This window comes from Chryseobacterium amylolyticum (assembly GCF_051011775.1).
Classification (GTDB): Bacteria; Bacteroidota; Bacteroidia; order Flavobacteriales; family Weeksellaceae; genus Chryseobacterium.
The window spans coordinates 71435-93443 of sequence record NZ_JBPCHX010000009.1 but is presented as its reverse complement, the minus strand read 5'-3'; the positions used below and the strand labels follow the sequence as shown (position 1 = coordinate 93443).

27 protein-coding genes are annotated in these 22009 nt (G+C 37.2%); 6 read left to right on the top strand and 21 right to left on the bottom strand.

Annotated features, from left to right (window positions below; genetic code table 11):
- Window positions 1-37 precede the first annotated feature (37 nt).
- The 10 genes from ACR1PO_RS21355 to ACR1PO_RS21310 all read right to left on the bottom strand — a co-directional run bounded on the left by ACR1PO_RS21355 (window position 38) and on the right by ACR1PO_RS21310 (window position 6665).
- Window positions 38-550: a hypothetical protein gene (locus ACR1PO_RS21355; protein WP_332388128.1), complete on the bottom strand. Its 513-nt coding sequence runs from the start codon at window positions 548-550 to the stop codon at window positions 38-40.
- Window positions 551-610: 60 nt separating this feature from the next.
- Complete coding sequence (locus tag ACR1PO_RS21350; protein ID WP_433988108.1) at window positions 611-1150, bottom strand: hypothetical protein; 540 nt, start codon at window positions 1148-1150, stop codon at window positions 611-613.
- 53 nt (window positions 1151-1203) lie between these two features.
- Window positions 1204-1908, bottom strand: coding sequence for a DUF1361 domain-containing protein (locus ACR1PO_RS21345; protein WP_433988107.1), 705 nt, complete (start codon window positions 1906-1908; stop codon window positions 1204-1206).
- Window positions 1909-1914: 6 nt separating this feature from the next.
- Window positions 1915-3285, bottom strand: a complete 1371-nt coding sequence (locus ACR1PO_RS21340; protein ID WP_433988106.1) for a DUF4153 domain-containing protein — start codon at window positions 3283-3285, stop codon at window positions 1915-1917.
- Window positions 3286-3479: 194 nt separating this feature from the next.
- Window positions 3480-3965 carry a Coq4 family protein gene (locus ACR1PO_RS21335; RefSeq protein WP_374463314.1) on the bottom strand — a complete coding sequence of 162 codons (486 nt, stop codon included), beginning with the start codon at window positions 3963-3965 and terminating at the stop codon, window positions 3480-3482.
- Window positions 3966-3977: 12 nt separating this feature from the next.
- Window positions 3978-4310: a hypothetical protein gene (locus ACR1PO_RS21330; RefSeq protein WP_433988105.1), complete on the bottom strand. Its 333-nt coding sequence runs from the start codon at window positions 4308-4310 to the stop codon at window positions 3978-3980.
- Between the two features lie 29 nt (window positions 4311-4339).
- Window positions 4340-4630, bottom strand: a complete 291-nt coding sequence (locus tag ACR1PO_RS21325; RefSeq protein ID WP_332388137.1) for a hypothetical protein — start codon at window positions 4628-4630, stop codon at window positions 4340-4342.
- A 65-nt stretch (window positions 4631-4695) separates the two neighbouring features.
- The gene (locus tag ACR1PO_RS21320; protein ID WP_002981743.1) at window positions 4696-4986 is read right to left on the bottom strand and encodes a winged helix-turn-helix domain-containing protein; all 291 of its coding nucleotides are present in this window, start codon (window positions 4984-4986) and stop codon (window positions 4696-4698) included.
- 90 nt (window positions 4987-5076) lie between these two features.
- Entirely contained in the window at window positions 5077-5694 is a 618-nt protein-coding gene (locus ACR1PO_RS21315) for a hypothetical protein (protein WP_433988104.1), read from the bottom strand.
- A 206-nt stretch (window positions 5695-5900) separates the two neighbouring features.
- Window positions 5901-6665, bottom strand: a complete 765-nt coding sequence (locus ACR1PO_RS21310) for an enoyl-CoA hydratase/isomerase family protein (RefSeq protein WP_433988103.1) — start codon at window positions 6663-6665, stop codon at window positions 5901-5903.
- A gap of 253 nt (window positions 6666-6918) precedes the next feature.
- Here ACR1PO_RS21310 and ACR1PO_RS21305 point away from each other — a divergent pair, with 253 nt between their 5' ends.
- Entirely contained in the window at window positions 6919-7470 is a 552-nt protein-coding gene (locus ACR1PO_RS21305) for a phage tail protein (protein ID WP_312288603.1), read from the top strand.
- A 38-nt stretch (window positions 7471-7508) separates the two neighbouring features.
- A complete protein-coding gene (locus tag ACR1PO_RS21300; protein ID WP_433988102.1) occupies window positions 7509-8330 on the top strand; it encodes a T9SS type A sorting domain-containing protein in 822 nt (273 codons plus the stop codon).
- A gap of 83 nt (window positions 8331-8413) precedes the next feature.
- On the opposite strand, the gene ACR1PO_RS21295 is transcribed toward ACR1PO_RS21300, so the two are convergent.
- Window positions 8414-9100: an SMUG2 DNA glycosylase family protein gene (locus ACR1PO_RS21295; RefSeq protein ID WP_433988101.1), complete on the bottom strand. Its 687-nt coding sequence runs from the start codon at window positions 9098-9100 to the stop codon at window positions 8414-8416.
- 4 nt (window positions 9101-9104) lie between these two features.
- Entirely contained in the window at window positions 9105-9881 is a 777-nt protein-coding gene (locus ACR1PO_RS21290; RefSeq protein WP_433988100.1) for a DUF4241 domain-containing protein, read from the bottom strand.
- Between the two features lie 174 nt (window positions 9882-10055).
- Between ACR1PO_RS21290 and ACR1PO_RS21285 the strand changes: the two genes are divergently transcribed.
- Window positions 10056-10727 (top strand): CPBP family intramembrane glutamic endopeptidase, encoded by a 672-nt coding sequence (locus tag ACR1PO_RS21285; protein WP_433988099.1) that lies wholly within the window; start codon window positions 10056-10058, stop codon window positions 10725-10727.
- Window positions 10728-10828: 101 nt separating this feature from the next.
- On the opposite strand, the gene ACR1PO_RS21280 is transcribed toward ACR1PO_RS21285, so the two are convergent.
- Window positions 10829-10993, bottom strand: coding sequence for a bacteriocin-like protein (locus ACR1PO_RS21280; RefSeq protein ID WP_433988098.1), 165 nt, complete (start codon window positions 10991-10993; stop codon window positions 10829-10831).
- Window positions 10994-11566: 573 nt separating this feature from the next.
- Here ACR1PO_RS21280 and ACR1PO_RS21275 point away from each other — a divergent pair.
- From ACR1PO_RS21275 to ACR1PO_RS21265, 3 genes are read left to right on the top strand one after another with little or no spacing between them, the layout of a single operon-like run.
- Window positions 11567-12463: a hypothetical protein gene (locus tag ACR1PO_RS21275; RefSeq protein ID WP_433988097.1), complete on the top strand. Its 897-nt coding sequence runs from the start codon at window positions 11567-11569 to the stop codon at window positions 12461-12463.
- Window positions 12464-12473: 10 nt separating this feature from the next.
- Window positions 12474-13322 carry a hypothetical protein gene (locus tag ACR1PO_RS21270; RefSeq protein WP_433988096.1) on the top strand — a complete coding sequence of 283 codons (849 nt, stop codon included), beginning with the start codon at window positions 12474-12476 and terminating at the stop codon, window positions 13320-13322.
- An 8-nt stretch (window positions 13323-13330) separates the two neighbouring features.
- Window positions 13331-14242 (top strand): hypothetical protein, encoded by a 912-nt coding sequence (locus tag ACR1PO_RS21265; protein WP_433988095.1) that lies wholly within the window; start codon window positions 13331-13333, stop codon window positions 14240-14242.
- Window positions 14243-14323: 81 nt separating this feature from the next.
- Here ACR1PO_RS21265 and paaZ read toward each other — a convergent pair whose 3' ends face one another.
- From paaZ to ACR1PO_RS21225, 8 genes are all read right to left on the bottom strand, one after another.
- A complete protein-coding gene (gene paaZ, locus ACR1PO_RS21260) occupies window positions 14324-16819 on the bottom strand; it encodes a phenylacetic acid degradation bifunctional protein PaaZ (protein ID WP_433988094.1) in 2496 nt (831 codons plus the stop codon).
- Between the two features lie 104 nt (window positions 16820-16923).
- Window positions 16924-17751 carry an alpha/beta hydrolase gene (locus ACR1PO_RS21255; protein WP_433988093.1) on the bottom strand — a complete coding sequence of 276 codons (828 nt, stop codon included), beginning with the start codon at window positions 17749-17751 and terminating at the stop codon, window positions 16924-16926.
- A 365-nt stretch (window positions 17752-18116) separates the two neighbouring features.
- On the bottom strand, window positions 18117-18710 hold the full coding sequence (locus ACR1PO_RS21250; RefSeq protein ID WP_332388149.1) for an acyltransferase: 594 nt from the start codon (window positions 18708-18710) through the stop codon (window positions 18117-18119).
- A gap of 101 nt (window positions 18711-18811) precedes the next feature.
- A complete protein-coding gene (gene pcaF / locus ACR1PO_RS21245) occupies window positions 18812-20017 on the bottom strand; it encodes a 3-oxoadipyl-CoA thiolase (RefSeq protein ID WP_332388151.1) in 1206 nt (401 codons plus the stop codon).
- A gap of 51 nt (window positions 20018-20068) precedes the next feature.
- Complete coding sequence (locus ACR1PO_RS21240; protein WP_433988092.1) at window positions 20069-20764, bottom strand: DUF6624 domain-containing protein; 696 nt, start codon at window positions 20762-20764, stop codon at window positions 20069-20071.
- Window positions 20765-20794: 30 nt separating this feature from the next.
- On the bottom strand, window positions 20795-21208 hold the full coding sequence (locus ACR1PO_RS21235; RefSeq protein WP_433988091.1) for a PaaI family thioesterase: 414 nt from the start codon (window positions 21206-21208) through the stop codon (window positions 20795-20797).
- A gap of 9 nt (window positions 21209-21217) precedes the next feature.
- Window positions 21218-21526, bottom strand: a complete 309-nt coding sequence (locus ACR1PO_RS21230; RefSeq protein WP_332388155.1) for a hypothetical protein — start codon at window positions 21524-21526, stop codon at window positions 21218-21220.
- Window positions 21527-21541: 15 nt separating this feature from the next.
- Window positions 21542-22009 carry a hypothetical protein gene (locus ACR1PO_RS21225; protein ID WP_433988090.1) on the bottom strand — a complete coding sequence of 156 codons (468 nt, stop codon included), beginning with the start codon at window positions 22007-22009 and terminating at the stop codon, window positions 21542-21544.

Genomic DNA, 22009 nt, shown 5'->3' with positions numbered 1-22009 from the left:
CCGGAAGAGGGTTTTTAATATCAATTTTTTATCTGTATTATTGTGCAGGAACGCTGTTGAAGTTAAGCGCTACTTTTATATTCATATCCGAAGAGGTCTGATTCTTCAGTTCATAAACTGTTCTTACCGTCAATCCGGAACTTTTTACAATTTCATCAAGGAATCCTGTATCATTCAGATCCAGATTTAAGCTGGAAGAATTAGTGGATATATTGGAACGTGATGCGACCAGTCTTTCTCCTGTTCCGTTGGATGAAACATAGATCTTAACGGTTTTAAATGCACTCAGATTACCTCCTGAAGGAGATGCAACAGAAATTTTTGCATCTGATATTCTTACATCTTTAATCTTTGCATTATTATTACCTCCAAACCATGTCTGCACATTGGTAGCTGTAGCAGTGGAAGAGACTTCTTTATCAGCAGGTACTCCCGTAGATACCAAGACATTCGTTGTGTAGGGAAATGTATTCTGAACCAGCGACTGTACGGTTCCGCAACTTACGAGTACTGCTGAGGCGGCCATTGCTGTTAGAACTATATTTTTCATAATTTTAAATTTTTAAACTTCAGAGTTTAGTTTGCAGAAATTGTACCAAATTGATTGGTTTTATTCTACAGTTACGGTAAAGCTTCCTTTGGTATTTCCGGAAGCCATATTACTTTTACCTATAATCAGCCACACTTCTCCTTTTCCGGGAGTGTCATAAGTAATTTCCCTTCCGAAGGGACCATCGTAATTCCCATTAGGCAGTCTTATCTGATTGAATCTGATATTGAAATCTTTTTCTTTTGTAGAAATTTTTGCTTTGATATTCGGACGGTCATAATGGGTCAGTTTTAAAACTAAATCCTGATCATCTTTTGTAAATTCTTCCCCTATAGTAAAAGGCAGCTGGCTGGCATCAGCAGTTCTTATAATCTGCCCCTCTTTTTCATCTCTCATTACACCTTTACGAAGAACTTCTTTGGTGGCCGGGGCATTGTTAATAATTGAATCTCTTTTGATCAATGCAGCAGAATCAGTTTTCACAGCAGAGTCCGGCATTTCTGTGACGGCTGTAGAGTCTTTATCCGGAACACTGGTCACGGCAGGCTCTTTTTTACAGGCAACAATCATCAAAGGGATTAACAATAAGCTTTTTTTCATAATAATTCATTTTAAAAGTGGTCAACCAATATTCTGTTGAGCTCAATTAAATGCTAAAACTGTTCCAATTCATGCAACGGTTTATTTTCAGTTTCAATTACTTTTTCATTATCTGTTCCCACCCATCTGAATGTGAAGTACATAAAATTGAGCATGATCCCCATCAGAACAGTGACACCCCAAGTCTTTGTATATTCCATCGGATAGATGAACCTCACTACAATATCAGAGAAAAGACCAAAAGGATTATTGAGCACATCCCAGCTGTTCCATCTCAGAAACCTTCCCAGATAAACTCCAAAGCTGCTCATAAAAAGGAAAAATAGGATTAAACCGCTAATGAAATTTCTGCCGGCATAATCTGAAAGACGCTGTTCAATATCGTTAAGACTTATAAAACCACAGATCAGACCTGTCCAGGCATAAGAAAGAATCACAATCAGGTCATACCAGATCGGGATCCCGTTTCTTGCTCTCAGATGAAAAAGATCTGTAAGGATATAGGGCGAATTGGGGAAAAACAAAATCCAGACTATAATGATAAAGGCCAGCGAGATTTTGCTTCTGATAGTAAAAGCCAGAATCAAAGAACTTAATAATAAAGGAATCCATGCCAGAAAGAGGTTCCAGTTGAGGAATAAAAACACTTTTGTATCACTGATGCAGTATCTGAAAACCGAGAGGCTGAAACAAAATACGGTCATTAATATAAGGAGCATACTGATTTTAAATCTTGAAGATCCTGTAAACTTTTTCATGATCAGTTATTGAATGGTTTGATAATAGATAATTCTGGAAAGAAACGTTTTGGATGTTTCATTTTTTACTTTATTCAGCAGTGTCTTTTTAAGCTTCTGATCATTTTTTTCATCTGCATACTTCAACAGGGCTTTTTCACTGAAATTAACGGATGTCAAATGATAGTTCACTGCAAAATCTTTTCTTTTCATATTCTGAGCAGTAATAAAACCACCCCAATTGAAATAGCTGCACACTAAAACGGTTCCGTAAATGTACCAGACCATCGTATTGACAAGGAAAATATTTCTTTTTTGCTTTTGAATTTTAACGAAGGTTAAAGCCAGGCCGATCATTGATAAAATAAGGAAAGCAAAAACTCCCAGCCTTTTGTAGGTAAAACCGTAATTAACGATATATTCATAGTTTTTAAGAACTGCAGACAAAACAAGAATAGCATTGAGGAAAATCCAGATTTTAGCTAATATTTTTAATAGGCCGGCTTTCGGATCAAAATTAAATCCTGATTTAAAATAAAACATGATCACCAGAATAGCCATTACAATAGACATAATCACTGCATTTACTCTTTCATGGGTTTCTTCTGACAACTGAACGGGTGTTTTTACCGTTTCATAAAACTGTTCGTAGTTGTACGTAATAATAAAGAATACCAACAGAATATTCAGCAAAACAAAGGAAATCACTCCGCTCATTCTTTCTGCATCAATGTCAAGGAAAGAATAGGTAGCCTTCGGGATCCGGGAATTTTTTGGAAACTCATTATCCAGAACATGATTATTTTTGTAAATCAGTTTTTCTACGGCATAGTTCCAGTAATTGAAGGCAATAAAGAATCCTAAAACAGACAGACAGAATACTTGCCATAGATTAATATCAATCTCATAATCTGTGAAAAGAGCCGCAAAATGATCGCTTCCTGCAGAATAAATTCCAAAGAAAACGGAAACCAGCACCAGCGGGATCAGAATGAAAGCCAGTGTTTTCTGCCATAACCCGGGAATATTCTTCTTAGGCAGCCATTCATCAAAACTGAAGAAACGGCAGAATGATGTACAGCAATTCACCACAAAAACCGGAATTAAAAAGAGAATTTTTAATCTTCTGTTCCTCAATTTATACCCTAGTAAAAGCAATGAGCTTACGACTGCAATAAACGACGGGAAGTCTCCAAACCAGGTAAATGCAATGCTGGACAGGATGCTTGTCACAAAAAGGGTGTACAAGGTTCCGGTCCTGTTTTTTTCCTCCGTTCTGAACAGAGTCAGTACAGCATAGGCAATCCCAAGAATCCCAAGGTTCAGCCCTACTTCCTGGTCATAGAAGACAATAACAAACAAGAGGGCTGTAAGAAATATATAATGATGTGTTTTCATGAGGTTAATTTTTAAAGATTTAAAATTTAAAGGATCGAAGGATTTAATTTTACAGATATAATAAAATCCGAATATCACGAAAAATCCAGCTCTTGTAATGCAAAATAAAAGCAGTAAAGATGTACCCAACAAAAAGGAGATTAAAATGTCTTCTCCCCGGTGGACTGAATTTATTTTTGCCACTATCTTTAATCTTAATGAAGTGGTATTGTTTCTTTCTGTTGAATGAAATCCTTCACATGCTCAAAATTCTGCCAGAGCAGCCCTTCAAAATCCCAGTGATGAAAAGCCCTCATATTCTGACCCTTTTTGTAGGCTTTGATATAAATTTTCACATATTCCGGAAGGATAATTGTTCCTAAGACGATTGCAGCCAGGAGATGTGCATTGAGCTTGCCGTTTCCGAGGAGTAAGTACTGCATGGCAATTTCATCTTCGAAGTTGGTTCCGCAGCCGGTAATCAGATGGTGAACATCATGGTTTTCCATTTTGGGAATCATTGAAAACCCGTGTTTCCTGTAAAATTCACCGAGCTTTCTCCCTAAAGAATCTTCCTGGAATTCCAGCAGCTGTTTTTCATTGAACTGCCATTGCCTTTTTTTCTTTTTAAAATATTTTCTGTAGAGTTTTTGAGTTTTATCATACACAAATAGCAGAAACTGAACGCGTATTTTTTTCATAATGTATTTATTTTAATGTAGACTATTAAGTCCTATGGCTGTGTAAAGAATTGCAACCGGTATATTTATCAAAAGAATACCAATAGCTTTCAGACATTCATTCAATCTTGATCTGTATATGCAACCATAGATCAAAAGCCCCAGTATCACCAGTATGTTTAAAAATGCTCCAAAAATTAGCAGCATATATCCTCCTATTGCAAATTCTTCCATCCTTGTTGTCAAATACCCGATAAGGCAGATGCTTCCCAACACAAAGCACAAACCAAACAGAGACTTTCCGAAGTATAGAATTTCCTGACCTTTTATCATTTTCTGATTTATTATTTCTGAACCTTTCATCATTATTTAGATTTTAGTAAGCAAACAAAATTTTAGCTTCCTGCAATCGGACTTCCAAAAATCCCTACTGCCAGTTCGAGCCAGATCAGTGCAAGAGCCAGCACAATGAAAATGCAGATCAGAACTTTCTGACTTTGTTTTTTGATTTTGTGTCTGACCCAATTGATCAAAAATGCTGTTGTAAAGAGTAAAATTCCCGCTATCAGAAAATCTGAAGGCGACCAGTTTACCTCTTTAGAAAATAGATTTCCCAACAACGGAATACTTAGCAAAACCAAAGGAAGGGCATAAATTGCAACTGTTTTTTGTTTTTGTGTCATCATTTTATTTGATTTTAATATTATAAAGTACTTTGTATTTCAAAGTTTATTTTCAAAAAAATATAGAACTACCGTCCCAATAATTTTTCAAGAGCATTAAGATGTTCAGTAAAAGCCTGCCTTCCACTCTGCGTAACACGATAAGATGTTTTAGGTTTTTTTCCGACAAATTCTTTTTTCACTTCTATATATCCTGCTTTTTCGAGTGCGTTGCTATGGCTGGCCAGATTTCCGTCTGTAATTTCGAGCAGGCTTTTCATTTCAGAAAAATCAACCCAGTCATTCACCATAAGAACGGACATAATGCCCAGTCTTACACGGCTTTCGAATTCTTTATTGAGTTGATTTATTTTGATCATTTTACTTTATCTTATTTATTCTGCAATATTTCCTGACACCATTTATGGAGTTTTATACTTGAGGCCAAACTTATAAACTACTTGTTCTGATTACTTATACTTCTTATGCATAATTAATCCATAGATAATATGTAAAACCCCGAAACCAATTGCCCAAAACACTAATCCCCATCCTAAAGTAAATAAAGAAATAAGTCCCAAAACAATCTCAAAATATCCCAGATATTTTACATCCGTTAATGTATACCGTTCTGCTGCCACCAGAGCCAATCCGTAAAAAATGAGTGTAGCCGGAGCAATGAAAACGAAAAGATGATGATAAAGAAGTGCCAGGCAAAAAACTCCTCCAGCAATCAAAGGAACCGCAAAGGTAATCAAAAGTCGCTTTGTTGTGGCATCCCACATCTTCAAACCTTTCTTTTTACTTTTATAAGCTGTAAAAATATATCCGCTAAGGACAGCTACCACCAAAATAACGATTCCAATCAGAACAAGTTCTTTCACCAGGGCAGGCCCTAAAATATTCCTGTCCCCATCAAAATAGCTGATTCCTTCTCTCTGGAAAACAAAATACACATACACAGCTCCGATAATTGCTGTTAAACCTGCAACAACTCCGGATAATCCGCTTAAAGAAATAAATCTGGAAGAACGCTCCATCATGGAACGGATATGGGATAAGTCTTCGTGATAGTTTTTTGAATCCATAAAAAGAACTTTGAATTACAAAGTTATAATTTATTTTCAATTTGCCAAGTTTTTATTTTAAAATTTTGGTATTTATATTCATTTCTTAAAACTCAGGACAATCCAAACAATAATATTATATGGGACAAAAAAATCCGGAGAAACACAATGCTTTCTCCGGATGGTATGTTAGATTTAGAATCTTCTGTTTAAAGTACAATAAAAAATTACTTCGCTCTCAATCTTTCTTTAATCGATTCAATATTTTTCTTTGCAGACTCTTCAAGGATAAGACTGGCACTCATGTGAATTCTTGCAGGCATTAATTCATTGAAATGGTCTGTTCCTTCCCATGACACTTTTTTAATTAATGCCAATGCATCACTGCTTCTTGAAGCCAAAGTTTGTAAAAATTTTTCCAGCTTTTCATCCATTTCCTGAATAGTATCTGAAACCGAATGGTAGATATTATGCTGTTCAGCCCATTCAGCAGATCTGAAATCAGCATCAATAGCCATTGCAGAAAATTGTGATTTGCCGATTTTTCTTTCCACATAAGGACCAATAACAAAGGGACCAATTCCAAGATTGATTTCGGTAAGTGCCAGCGCTGAATCTTTTGTGGCAAAACAATAATCTGCCCCACAGGCAATTCCAACACCTCCACCGGTAGTTTTACCCTGAACTCTTACAACTACAATCTTTCCGCAGTTTCTCATCGCATTCAAAACTTTAGCAAAGCCTCCGAAAAATTGTGTAGAAGCTTCCAGTTCTTCAATTGCTAAAAGCTCATCAAAGCTTGCTCCTGCACAGAATGCTTTCTCACCTTCACTTTTAACCAAAATAGCTTTCACCTCATCTTTCGCTCCTTCTTCAAGAATGGTTGCTGCCAGTTTTTCTAAAATTGCTCCCGGCAAAGAATTACTTTTAGGGGTACCGAAACTGATCTCGGCAATATTATTTTTAATTTCTGATGCTACAAATTCGCTCATTTTTATTTTTATTGGATTCTTACAAAAATACGAAATACAGCTCGTTCAGAGAAACTTAAATCTTATATTTTCTTTTAAACAATGCATAATTCGAGACATTATTACGTAGAAATACGGAGTTTTTAATTTGGTATTTTCTACTCTAGTACCTGCATGCTATTAATCGTTCCTTTGAAACAAGAAATAATAACCCATGGCGGCATCTGAAAAGCCATTAAAAGAGTAAGAAATTTAAAACTAAAAACATATTATCATGGACGAGTACATTGGAATTGTAAAATTATTTGCAGGAAATTTCGCGCCGAGAGGCTGGATGTTTTGCGACGGAAGCTTAATAAGCATTTCAAGAAATTCTGCTTTATTTTCTATTTTAGGAACCACTTACGGCGGAGATGGCATCACAACTTTTGCTCTTCCCAACTTAAAAGGACGTATGGCTTTAGGTGCCGGGAATGTAAACTCCGGTGAAAACTATCCTTTGGGAATAGTATCCGGTACAACACAAAATACACTTTTATCATCAAACCTTCCAAGTATAGGAGCCGGATTCCAGCTTAAAGTAGCCAATAAGAATGCCAATTCGTCTACTCCTACAGCCACCTCAACAATTGCCATCTCAGGAACGCAGGTGGGAAGAGATTTCAATGCAGTACCAAGTTTCGTGAATGATGCCAACCCTGATACAACGATTAATCCGCTAAGTATTTCTTTTACAGGACAAGGTTTACCGTTGAATAATATGCCTCCATATCTTGGCTTAAATTATATTATCTGTGTTGAAGGCATTTATCCGCCAAGAGATTAAGATCCTTTTAACCAACCTAACATTTAAAACAAAACATCATGAAAAGCACTACTTTTTTAGCAATCTGTAGTCTGCTCATTTCAATTTTCTCATTCGGGCAGACCAGTACAGAACTATTTGAAACGGAATCCCACGGGAGTACAAGCTTCACCGATAATGGAGTCATTTTCAATATCATTTCACATGTAAGTGTTTTTGACATCCAGGGGAATTTCCCGGGAACAGGCTGGAGCGGAACAATGAATGATAACCGGTATATTGATAATTCCAATGATTCTCAGTTTCCGCCCTCATTCAGTATTAAAACTACCTCTAACCTGTTTAAGGTAAACCGATTCTGGATGTATCTTTCTGCATTGAATCTGGATCTCAATGTAATAGGAACCCTGACCGTTACCGGAAAGCTGAGTGGAGTAACAAAATTCACACAAACCAAAACTACCGGATTTGCGACAGGCTTAGGGTCCACCAATGGATATACCCTGATAGATCTTACCAACCTAAACGGCCAGAATTATTCAAATATCGTGATTGACGAATTGCAGATCACTGCAGGCGGCGCCTTCCGGTATGTAGGTTTTGATGCCTTTACCTGGGCAAAAGACAGCAATCTGGTATTAGGTACAGCAGAAGCTAAAAGCACTCAAAAAAACCTGACTATTTATCCCAACCCAACCAACGGCCCTCTTTCTATCAACACTGAAAAAGCCAATGAAGCTAAAGTATACAGCCTTGACGGTAAATTGCTGAAAACGGTACAAACCCAGAAAGGGAATAATGAAATCAATATTTCAGAATTTCCGAAAGGAGTTTATATTATCAAAACAGCAACAGAATCCACCAAAATCATTAAAAACTAATATCAGGAAATTGCACATAAGTTCCATATCCCTTAAAGATTCTAATTCATAAATGACAAATCCCTTCCGATGAAGGGATTTCGTCATTTTTTCAACGCTAAAATGTATTTGTCTATATAAAGCTGTTTATCTTTTGATTTGTACTGCTGAATATATCTTGGATGTTCCAGAACGGTCATGGTATCGAAGAGTTTGGCTTCTTTATTCAGTTTTGAAAGAAAATCTGCATTCTTTTTACCCAGGATAAAAACTTCTGAAGTGTCCAGATTAAGACTGATATGCTTCTTCAGAGATTCGATCATAAAGTCTTTTACAAAATTGAAGAGCTCCTTGTCATCATAATAATTGGCATTAAGCCATCCGTTTTTGGTTTTCCTCACAATCGCCAGCGGAAAAGGAGAATTGATATAAATATCCTTATAAAAAAGATCTGCACCGCCATATTCTTCAATCATATCATACATGAATACGGAAGAGACTTCATGGGTGTATGCTGACTTCATTTTGATTCCGCAAACACTTTCAAGTCTTTTTGTATCGGTAAACGGAACTCCCGTTACTCCTGCTCCATGACGGCTTGGATTAATTCCAATCATAAATTTCCTTTTAGCCGGGTCATCATAGTACTTATGATAAAATTCCTGCATGACCGTTAATGTTTCCGGATTATCCAGATATGGATTCAGGACTTCAAACCCCTCTGGCAGGCTTCCTGTATAGCTAAGATTCTTATTGAAATGAATGACATGGTCTGCAAAAGTTGTATTCATGAAATTATTGCTTTAAAAATATAAAATTATCCGGCTGTTCAGAATCCTCATCATCGTTGTCTTCTTCCTCTTCTTCGGACAGCATAAGTTCAATATCAATAAAGTGAATATAAAGGCCTGATATTTTTCCCTGAACATCATAAGCAAAGTAAACAGGATAAAGGCCATCACCCAAACCACTTGCAAAGATAGGAATATGGTATTCCGTATTAGGAACCTTCCAGTTGATCCAGTCACCAAGATCTCTCTGATTTTTAGGGTTTTCTTTGTAGCTTTCAGCAAAGAGTTCTGCAAAATAATCATCATAAATATTATCAACATTCAATTCTGAAAGAAACTTCTCAACAAAAGGAACCACCTCAGGATCTGTGATACAGCCTAATCCTGCATCTACTGCAAACCCGAAATACTCTCCTTCACTGACACCTTCAAGATTTTCGGTTCCAATCAATGCTTCCCGGTAAAGTACGGGTTTTTCTTTTGTAAATTCTACTTTCACAGCAGCATACCGGCTTCCCCATCCTTCTAATTTTGCTACAGCAACCGTTACAGGAAAGTCTCCTTTGGGAACTTCCACAAAATAAGGTTTCTCATCTGCATTCAGATAAACCAGCGGATCTCTCACGATTACTTTTCCGGAAGGCAGGGAAACATTTCCGATCTCCATGACTTCCATGCTCTGTCCCATAATCACCTCTGAAGTAAAATAACTATCAATATCTACAGGAGATGTGAGAATTTCCTTTACTTCTTCCCATTTTTGCATCCAGCTTTCGTTCATTGTTCTTTATTTTATGATTGAGTTTTAAAAATACTGTTTTTTTGCAAGAGAAGGAAAAGACTAAAGCAAGGAACTGTTAATTAAAAAATTAAATCATTTCATTACCGGCTTATTTTTTTTATTATCTTCGTTTTCAATGAAATAACTCTTTCATTCAAATAAAACTTATAACCAATGATTGGAATTATAATTGAGCTTATCATTTCCTGGATGCTCCTTAAGTTTGGGGGCAAAAAGGATCTTTCTGTTTTAGGATTTAAACCAAGCCAAAGAAGATTAATTCATTGGTGTATCGGTTTTCTGCTGGCGACAGCGGTCTGCAGCCTTTATCATATCATGACAACAGCCTTTATCAGCAACAGCTGGATCCTGAATAAGCAATTGACATTCTCTGCTGCATTAATAAGCTTGTGGTGGGTTGTAAAGTCGGTGCTGTTTGAAGAGCTACTTTTCAGAGGTGCATTGCTTTATCTTGCTATTGAAAAATGGGGAGCTACTAAAGCCTGTATTCTTTCTGCAATCTGTTTTGGCATCTATCACTGGTTTTCTTATAATGCTTTCGGAAATCCTTTTCAAATGGGAATTATTTTTGTGATGACTGGTATCTTTGGATGGATGCTGGCTGTATCTTTTGCTAAAACGAGATCCATGTATTTTCCTATAGCCCTTCATCTGGGCTGGAACCTGGTTAATATTATTGTATTCTCAAACGGTCCGCTAGGTAAACAGCTCTTCATGAAAGCCAATGAGACCCATCTTGAAGGAATTCCATCACTGCTTGTATTTTTGTTCCAGATCTTCGCTTTACCTCTTTTGGTATATAGTTATTTCAAGCTTAAAAAATAAATCTCACAGTATCAAACACAAATAATTTTTAACAAAAGATATAAGAAAAGCTGCAAAACTCAGGGGATTGCAGCTTTATGTATTGTTTACAATTAAAAAATCTAAGAATCAGCGCATATATAACATGCCCTGGCAATATCCGGCCATCTTCCTGGAAGGCAGCAGGTTCCGGGAGGACAGGGATTAAGGGTACAAGACCAGTTTGGTCCGGCTCCTTTAAGAGATCTCAACTCATGTCTTGAAAGTTTTTTTAAGCTTTTCATCATAATTAGTTTTAATGTTGTCTCCTACTCTATATGCTTTTCGGATTACGCTTATTAAAGATAACAATTTTCATCCAGAAAAACATTATAATTAATTGATTAAAAACCGATTCCGGACTTCCTAAATAAGATTCCCAGACTTATTGATCGTAGAAAAAAATCTATCAGCCTGTCGATGTATATCTTAACACTATTTTTTGTAAGTATTTAAAAAATTTTCACTTTTGACAAAAATTTAAAACACTCTGGCTGTGGCACATATATTATTATAATCGAAGATTCTAAAAGCACATTAATGATGAGAAATTAAACTGTTGTTATGCAAGTTATGGTTCTTTTTCAAGCGAGTCTCTTGTCAAATACCTGAGTAGAAATTGAAAAATTCTAAATTTTGTTAAATCCCTCAAAAGCAAAATTTAAGGCCCAAACAGATTTGTACTCATCATAACCCTAATAATCAGCTTCCTAAGACATATTTACTTTTAAATCCTGAAAACTGATTTTTAGAATGTCATTACTATTTAAAAATAGTGACTTATTAAATTGTATTAATTGCCTAAAATTCTAAATTAAAATATGATCAAAAAAAAACACAAATTATTAATACTTCCTTTTTGTTTCCTTATTAATACACTCAATGCGCAAATAGGTATAGGAACAAATAATCCATTGGGAAGTTTACATGTAGATGGTGCAAAAGACAATCCCACTTCAGGTGTACCAACACCAGCACAACTTTCTAATGACATTATTGTAAATAAGACAACAGGTTTTATTGGAGCCGGGGTTCTAAATCCGCAAGTTCAGTTGGATATGAGATCCGCAGGAAGTGAAAATTCACTTGGGTTAGGGACAACCACTATGTCTGCTGCTGCGGCGGGTGCAGGTGCTACACGGTATGATGTAAACAATATACCGGCAGGAGCTAAAATTCAGGTATCTGACGGCATAGTATGGAACAAGGTTTATCTTGCCCCTCAAAAAGCAGTTGTTGTGGTCCGTAAAATAGCAAGCCAGTCAATACCGACAGCAACTCCTACCACTATTACTAACTGGAGCGAGGTACGTGATATGAGCAACAGCTTTGATCCAATCACCGGTGAATTTACAGCTCCCCGAAACGGAACTTATACCTTTCTGTTAACATTTAATTTCACAGGTGCTGTTATTAATGATGGTTCCAGAGTTGAATCCCAATTTTATAATCCTACTACAGGTATTGTTCTTGCCAGCGTATATAAAACTTTCGGCCAATCTATGACAGGTACAGCTGATGATGCAAATTCTACACGTTCTACACAGGCTGGAGGATCAAGTACCGTTACCCTTACTTTAACTGCAGGTACCAAGGTAAGTGCCAGATTGTATCAGAATCTTACCTCAGGAGCTATTCCTCTCAGAGTTACCAGTAACTCATCAGATCCTGCCAATCCGGATGATGGATTTAACAATCTAACTATAATAGAACATTAAGATATAGATCATGAAAAAGAAAATCAATATCACTTATAAGCTATTCTCTTCTATTTTATTTTTTCTGGCCATTAAAACAGCAGCCCAGGTAGGTTTTTTCACCCCTAATCCTGCACAGCCTCTGCATATAGATGCCGGAAAAGATAATGGTTCTGCTCCTGATGCTACAAAAATATCTAACGATGTTGTCATTACATCAGAGGGTCAGATAGGAGTTGGAGTTCTAAATCCGGTTACCAAGGTTGATCTCAGATCTTCAAACGACCAAAGAATTATTGGTTTGGGCAGCAATACACAGAGCCCTTCTTCAGCAGGTGGAGGAGCAATACGTTATAATACCGGTGGATATTTAGAATATTCTGATGGCGAGCAATGGATTGCATTACCACTCACCCCTCCGACTAAAGCGCTGGTAAATGCCAGTAACAGCTCTGCACAAAGTATTCCCAGTGCAACGACGACAACCATTACCGGCTGGACAGAAACAGTTGATTCAGGTACAGCAGTAGGCGGAGATTTTGATCCAAGCGCCGGAATTTTTAAAGCCCCACGTGATGGTTTCTATCTTGTTTCCTTCAACATTACTCTGGCCAACGGAAATATACCTAAAAACACTTTTATAGAAACCACGATAGAAAGCAGCCAGAACACGAATAACATTCCCGTATTTAAAACAGTAAATTCTTATCCTGCCTTTCAGGCCGGTGCAGTAAGTAATTTTATAAGCGGTAATTGTAATGCTATTTTCAATCTTAAGAAAGATGATACTATAAAATTTACGGTGAAGCATAATATAGGCAGTGCACGAAGCATTTTAAATGACAATAAATTAAATAATTTAAGTATCAGTGAATTGTAATACACATCATGATGAAATCAAAGAATAAAATAAAAAGATTGATTAGTATTTTTATTGCTTTATCATTCAATATAAACTATATCAATGCTCAAATAGGAATAGGATTATCCAATCCAGCCAACCCTGTTGAAATTAAGACAGATGCAGGGAACATTATTATTGATAATTCCGGAAAAATAGCCACATTAGCTGCTAACCCAAAAGTAGCGCTGGATCTGCGCAACAATGTAAATGGTTCTGTAGCTATCGGAAACACTACTAAAACAGCAGCGCAGGCGGGTGCAGGTGCATTACGATATGTAGCAAGCCCTGCCATTGGTGTAAAGGGCTATCTGGAGTTTTCCGACGGTTCAAACTGGGTGAGCTTTTTTCCTAAAGGGAAACCGCGTATCATTGTAATGGCAAGCAAAACAACTCAGGATACTTATGTATTTGAAAGTGCTACGCCTTCAGAAATAGGAACTAAATCCGGCATTGTTCAAAGAAGATCTTCTTATTTAACTAACTGGACTGAGAAATTTGACTCGGACTCAGGGGTTCCCACCTCAAATTTCAATCCGGCTACAGGTGAATTTGTAGCTCCGCGTGATGGTGTATATTTTGCAACTTTTACTTTCGCATTACAATCCAGCCAGGTCAATACAGGATCAAACAATCAGACTGAAGCAATATGGGAAGTCAGAAATCCGGGGGGTACAATCACCCAAAGGATAAAAACAAATAATGGATATTCTTCTGATACCGGAGCAAGTCCCAATGCTGTACCAGTAGGGTCTTCATGTACAGTAAGCGTATATTTAAACAAGGGTGACAAATTAAGACCTTTTACCTGGATTACAGTGGCATTTGATGGTACAATCAGCCAGTTTGATACTTCAGGAAACGGAGCTTATAATTCACTTACAATAGTTGAACAGTAATCGATTGATATTTGATATTTGATTACATAAAAAAACAGCAGTTTACTTAACTGCTGTTTTTTATTTTATACTTAGTTTTAGCTAAATCAATCCAAACTGCTGGAAGTGGTGAGTAAAATGCTTTCTGTGCATCAGTTCCCACATTTCTTTGTTCAGTTTTCCGAATACATAATTCATGTGTTCTGCCTGTGGATTTTCTTTGTAATAGATCACAAATTTCTTCAGATTATCCATGAATGACTGCTTTGCAGCTTCCAGGCTTTTGTGGGTAAGTTCAGGAAGCGAACCATCCTGCGGAAGGAAAGGAGCTGTGAATTCTTTCGGCATTGCTCTGTGATTATAAAGCGAGTCCTGCCATTTTTCAATATTTTCTTCCGGAGTGAAGCATTTTTCTGCTTCAGGCTCTCCGAAGCTTACCAGTACCGCTTTTTCCAAATGTTCAATCATCTGCTGAGGAGACATTTTTCCCCAAAGCGCAGGAGTGCTTTCTGTTAATCCGTTCAGTATTTTCTGAACATTTTTCACATTCAGATCAATAAAAGGAGACTGCTTAGCTACCAATGTCAGGATTGTTGCCACGCAAACGACCTCATCTCTTTGGTTTACTACTTCCACCAGCCATTTTACAACACCGGAAGGGATATTTCTTCCTTTTACTCCTCTGTTTATTTTTTCTTTTGCCGTTAAATAAACCGTGATGGTATCTCCGGCATATACAGGTTTGAAGAAGCTGCAGTCTTCCAATCCGTAATTGGCAATAACAGGCCCTTTTTTACCTGAAACAAATAATCCTGCAGCAGCTGAAAGAATGAAATATCCGTGGGCAACAGTTTTATCGAAGATAGTACCTGTTAAACTTGTAGCATCTGTATGGGCATAGAAATGATCCCATGAAACATTGGAGAAGTTTACGATATCTGCCTCTGTAACGGTTCTTCCTGCCGTTTCTAAAGAGTCTCCTACTTCCACTTCCTCAAAATATTTCTGGAAAGGATGTTTATCCGAGAATTTTTTCTCCGCTCCCTGCTGATAGATCTTGGTAATTGCTTTCAGTACATCCGGTGATCCCTGAATAGCTGTTTTCTGCAGGAAGAAATGAAGACCGCTCAGACCGCCCATTTCTTCGCCGCCCCCTGCTCTACCAGGACCTCCGTGCATTAATGTCGGAAGTGGAGAACCGTGGCCGGTACTTTCCCTGGCGTTATCTCTGTTCAGTACAAAGATTCTTCCATGCTGGGAAGCCATTTTCCATGAAGTTTCAGCGATGAAGTTCTCATCATGAGAAACGATAGATCCCACCAGGCTTCCTTTTCCTCTCTTTGCCAGCGCAGCGGCTTCTTCAGCGTCTCTGTACGGCATTAATGTAGATACAGGTCCGAAAGCTTCTACATCATGAGAGATATTCTTTTCGAAAGGCTTATCGTTCAGGAATAGTTTAGGGCTCATAAATGCTCCGTTTTCGTAGTTCGCATCTACCAGTTCATGCTTTCCGTCATAGACAAGTTCGGTTTCTGATTTTAACAGGTTTACTTTTCTCAGAACTTCTTCATACTGCTGTCTTCCCACTAAAGAACCCATTCTGGTTTCTCTGCTTAACGGGTTTCCGATTTTTGTCTGATCCAAAGCTTTGGACAAAGCATTCTGAACATCACCGATTAAATGCTCAGGAACGATAATTCTTCTGATTGCTGTACATTTCTGACCAGCTTTTGTGGTCATTTCGTTTCGTACTTCTTTAATGAATAAGTCAAATTCAGGAGTTCCCGGTTTTGCTTCCAATCCCAAGATAGAACAGTTCAGGGAATCTGCTTCCATATTGAAACGGACAGCATTTCCGGCAACAGAAGGAAGTGATTTTAATTTTCTCCCTGTATGGGCAGAACCTGTGAACAATACAGAATCTCCATCCTGTACATAATCTAAAATATTCCCTGGCTCACCGCAAACTAACTGAACAGCACCTTCAGGCAATACTCCACTTTCAATCATATCCTGAAATACCGCATTGGTAAGATAAGATCCGAAAGGAGATGGCTTTACAATGGAAGGAACACCTGCCAGTAAGGAAGTGGAAAGCTTTTCCAGCATTCCCCACACCGGAAAGTTATATGCGTTAATTTGTATGGAAACGCCTTCACTTGGTGTTAAAATATGGGTTCCCAAATGAGTCCCGTTTGCAGAGATTTTCTGTGTATCTCCGTCTACCCAGAACGGAGTATTGGGAAGCATTCTTTTTGCCAATCCGGAATAGGTAAAGAAAGTACCGAAGCCTCCTTCGATATCTACCCACGAATCCACATGGGTAGCTCCTGTTTTGTAGGATAGTTCGTAGTATTTTTTCTTTCTTTCCAGCAGGTAAAGGGCTACTTTTTTCAACATTTCCCCGCGGTCGTAGAAAGTCATTGAAGAAAGGTTTTTGTATCCTACTGTTCTTCCGTAGTCAAGAGCCTGTTCAAAATTAAGCCCTTCTGTATCGGAAACAGCTACCTGCTCTCCTGTAACGGCGTTGTACAAAGGGACTCCGGTTCCGGTTCCTTCCACCCATTGTCCATAGATATAGTTTTTTAACTTTTCCATAAAATATTTAATTTATCAATGTAGCAGTGTAACAGCTTATCAATAGTTGTTTGCTATGGATTTATTGTTACATTTTCACATTGGTATATTGTTACATTTATTTTTTATTTCGGTTCCTGATAAGGAAACATTTTCACCAATCCTTCATATAAACTTCTGTGAAGAATGGTTGCGTGATTATCTGTTTCCATCATTTTATATTCTAATGTCCAGTTTTTCTTTCCTGCTTTTTTCAAAACATCATAGAAAGCCTCAGCATCTTTCACCATCACAGGATGTTCTCCTTTCCCTACGGAAACATAAACGAATTTTTTAGTATCCGAAGATTTTGAAAGCAGCTGTGGAGCCTGTTTTAACAGACTTTCATCATCCCACCACAAACTTGGGCTAATGATAAAATAGTTATCAAACATTTCCGGTTTTTTCAAAAGGATTTCTGTTGCCAGAAGTCCACCCAAAGACTGACCGAAAAGGTATTTATCTGTAGTTTTGAACTGGCTTTCAACATATGGTTTTAACTCCTTTTCCATAAATTCAATAAACTTATCAGAATGTCCCGTTGTAGGGTAATCTTTCTGTAAGTCTTTTAAATCCGTATGAAAAGTAAAGTCCCTTTTTCTGTCTACATTAGCCACTCCCACTACAATAGTTTCCGGCATGGAATACATCTGATTAAAGAACTGTACTAATCCTGTCACGTGAATAAAGTCTTCGTTTATACTTCCATCCAGCAGATAGATTACCGGGTATGATTTTGTTTTATCATATCCCTGCGGAAGATAAATATTCAGTGTTCTGTCTTCATTTAATGTTTTGGACTTAATGGTCCTTACTTCTCCTATTGTAAGCGGTTTTGTAGCAACAGTCTGTGCTGAAAACGTACACACCACCGCAAACATTATGCTGCATGCAATTGCAATTTTTCTAATCATATTTATTTTTTGTTAAACCTAACGGGTTTTAAAAACCCGTTAGGTTTAATTATTAGCCATTATTCAAAATTTAAAAAGTCATATTCAATAGTAGATTGATGATAATTTCTAAAAACTTCTACCGAATCAAAATACTGCATGATTTCCTTTCTGTTCAATTTACTTTCTTTTTCAGGATTCAAATATGAATTATATGAAGAATGCTTCCATTGATCAATTTTATTTACAAATCCGTGATTAACCGGATTATTATGGATGTAATGGAGAGCCTTCAATAAATATTTCTCATCTGATATTTTCTTTCGTTTTACCGCATTCAGAAAAAGAGCTCCTTTCTATTATACCTAACAGGTTTTCTTGTATACTTATTTTATATCATCCCAGATACTGTAATCCACAATTTTAGTCGGAGTCTGCTGAACATATTCCGTAAACGGCTCACAAGGCAGAATAGCTTCTTTCCCTTCTCTTGCCAGTTCCTGATATAGTTTAGTTCCTTCTGTTTTCCAGTGAATCATTTCATCGGAAACATCACGGATAATTTTCGCAGGGCTTCCTACCACTAATTTTCTTGGTTCACATCTGAAATTAGCCGGTACAAAAGCCAATGCCCCCACAATACTTTCATCACCGATATAGGCTTTGTCCATTACCACAGAATTCATTCCGATCAGACAGTTTTTTCCGATGTGTCCTGAATGAATGATCGCACCATGTCCGATGTGTGCAGATTCTTCCAGGATAGTTTCTATATTTGGAAAGACATGCAGGGTACAGTTTTCCTGTACGTTAGCTCCGTCTTTAATGATAATTTTCCCCCAGTCGCCCCGGATTACCGCATTGGGACCAATATATACTTCTTCACCTATTTCTACATTCCCGATAATAACTGCCTGCGGATGAATGTAAGCAGATGGCTTTATAATGGGACGAATCCCGTGGTATGAGTAGATGTTCATAGAATTTTAATTTAATATACCAATGTAACAATATAACAGTCTAGCAATAGATTCAATATTGTTACATTGATAAACTGTTATATTGTACATTATTTAAAAAGCTACACTTTTTCGATTACCATTGCATATCCCTGTCCGACACCGATACAAAGGGTACACAATGCATATTTTTTATCCTGTTTCTGCAGTTCTATGGCCGCAGAACCTACAATTCTTGCTCCGGAGACCCCAAGTGGGTGACCGATTGCAATGGCACCTCCATTCGGATTTATTCTTGTGTCGTCATCTTTTAAACCTAAACTTCTGGTTACAGCCAGTGCCTGTGCTGCAAATGCTTCGTTTAATTCGATGATATCCATATCCTCAAGGGATAGATTTAATCTTTTCAACAACTTTTGAGTGGCTTCTACCGGACCGATTCCCATAATTCTTGGTTCAACTCCGGCTACTGAAGATCCCAGAATTTTTGCTTTTGGTTTTAAACCATATTTTTTAACTGCTTCTTCGCTTGCTAAAATCAAAGCAGCTGCACCGTCATTCATTCCTGAAGCATTTCCGGCAGTTACCGTTCCTTCTTTTCTGAAAGCAGGACGAAGTTTTGCCAACCCTTCCATAGATGAAGACGGTTTAATGAATTCATCTTTTTCGAAAATGACCGGATCGCCTTTTCTCTGAGGAATCTCCACTTTTACAATTTCTTCTGCCAGCCTCCCGCTTTCCTGAGCTTTAGTAGCTTTCTGCTGAGACCAAAGGGCGAATTTATCCTGATCTTCCCTGTTGATCTGGTGGATATCCGCTAAATTTTCAGCGGTCTCTCCCATTCCGTCAACACCATACATTTCTTTCATTTTAGGGTTGATAAAACGCCATCCGAAAGTGGTATCAAACATCTGGCTGTCTCTTCCGAAAGCAGCGCTGGGTTTTGACATTACATACGGAGAACGCGTCATATGCTCCACCCCTCCTGCAATATAAATTTCTCCTTCTCCTGCAGCAATGGAACGGAATGCATTGGCTACCGCAGACATTCCTGAAGCACATAGTCTGTTGACCGTTTCGCCACCAATTTTATAAGGAAGACCAGCCAGTAAAAGCCCCATTCTTGCTACATTTCTATTATCTTCACCCGCCTGATTGGCACATCCGAAAATAACGTCCTCAATTTCCTCAACAGGAACTTCTGGATTTCTTGCTACCACTTCTTTGATCACAATAGCAGCAAGATCATCGGCTCTTACTTCTGATAATCCTCCCTGCAGTTTTGAGATGGGAGTTCTGACATAGTCTATGATGTATACGTTGTTCATAATTATTTTAATATAACAATCTGATAATGTAACAGTATAACAATACCGGATTTATTTGTTTTTATTTCTTAGTTCTAAAGCCTGTTTTAAAGTGTAAGGTTCATATTTAAAGTCTGGTCCGAACATTCTTTTGGCATTTTCTTCAAGAGTAGAATCGAAGCCTGCTTCTTTTCTTCTTTTATTAACATTTTTGAGATCTTTTACCGGCCATACAAAACTGACAAAGACTTGCTTTCCATCTTTATCTTTTGTCATTTCACCTTTTCCCTGTGTTCCATAAATCTGTTCTTTGTCTTGCTGCATCAGATAACGGTCTTCCATCATAGCAACCCAGGTGAAAGGAATTTCCTTCTTTTTTCCAGCTTCTTTAATGAGAGGCAGATATTTTCCAATTTTTGTTGAATGCTGGATGACATACCAGGCCGCCTGATTGGCAGGTTCTCCTACCAGTGTTTTTCCCGGATAGCCATATTGAGCAATAATATTTTCAATTTTCTGGATGTTCAGACTATCGTGTTCTGCCACCAACATCCAGTTTTTCTTTTTGAATTCTTCTTGGTCAATATTCAGATCTTTCAACAGCTGCTCTTTTTTCTCGGGAGTGATCGCAGTATCAAAAAGCATTCTATACCCCTGATCCACCTTCATAATAGCATCAAGTTCTTTTTTCAACACTTCGTTCACTTTCTGCTGGGCATTAACGAGAAGCGCTGAAATCCCAAAAAGTAACATCAATATTTTTCTCATTTTGGTTAATCTGGTGTTTGGTATTAGGTTTTATAAGTCGGTTACTTTTTTTCCTATTTTGTAAACTGTTCCTACAAATTTTGCAATCAGCTCCTTATTTTGATTGGTAATCTGAATGTCATAAACAGCTGTTTTCCTCGTATCATTGACCAAAACACTTTCTGCTCTGAAAACATCACCTTCTTTTCCTGCTTTGGTAAAATTAATGATACAGTTCAATGCTACAGCAGCATCTCCGGTATTGTTGGAAGAAAATGCCAGTGCCGAGTCTGCAAACGCAAACGTAACTCCGCCATGAACTGTTTTAAGGCCGTTCAGCATATCTTTCTTGATCGGCATTTCCAGTAAACAGTAATTTTCTTTTACTTCAATCATTTTGATATTCATCCACTGGGAAAAATAATCCTGATTGAACATATAATCTGCAACTTGTTTTGGATTCATTTCTATTAATTATATGTTTGTTATTTCTTCATACAGCCCATCGGATAATCTGTCGTAAACATTCATTGTTTTACCCAGAATGATCTGTTCATAGGAAAGATGTTCTGAGTCTGATGAATTTTCAGAGGGATAGGATGCGTTTAAATCAATTCCATTTTCGTTGGCTAATCTTTTGATCAGCTCTTTATATTTTTCATTAAACTTTCCGAGTAACTCAAGTCTTTCCTGTTCATCAACAGAGGAGGCTTCCTGAATTAAATATTGTTTCTCAATTAAAAGCCTGGTTTCCAGCTCTGCCCTGAATTCATCTATATTCATGATAATGACCTAATTTTATTTATTAATAATCCTATTCAAATCTTTAATTCCATTTTCATAAGATTTTTTGAAATAAAATTTAATTACGAAATAGATTATTGTATAAAGCATAGCAATTGGTAATAATAATGCTAATGCTATTGCTCCAGTTTGAAAACAATTAACAATTATCGCAAAAACCGGAAGAATGCCCCAAACAAATAACATTATTCTAAAAGTTCTATGAAATTTTGAATTCAACTTTATTATTGTCTCATGTTCCTTTTGAAACAATTGACCTTCAAAAACACATAAAGCTCCCAATGGTACCTCGGCACTTATTACTTTAAAAAAATTTTTCTCTGTATATCCTCTTAAAAATTTATTAGTGCGATTCATTGTTAGAGAATAACTTTTCTCACTATTGCTATTTATATTTGATAAAATCTTTTCAACAGAGTGTAAAGATTTTATTTCATCATATCTTTCAGGAAAATATTTCAT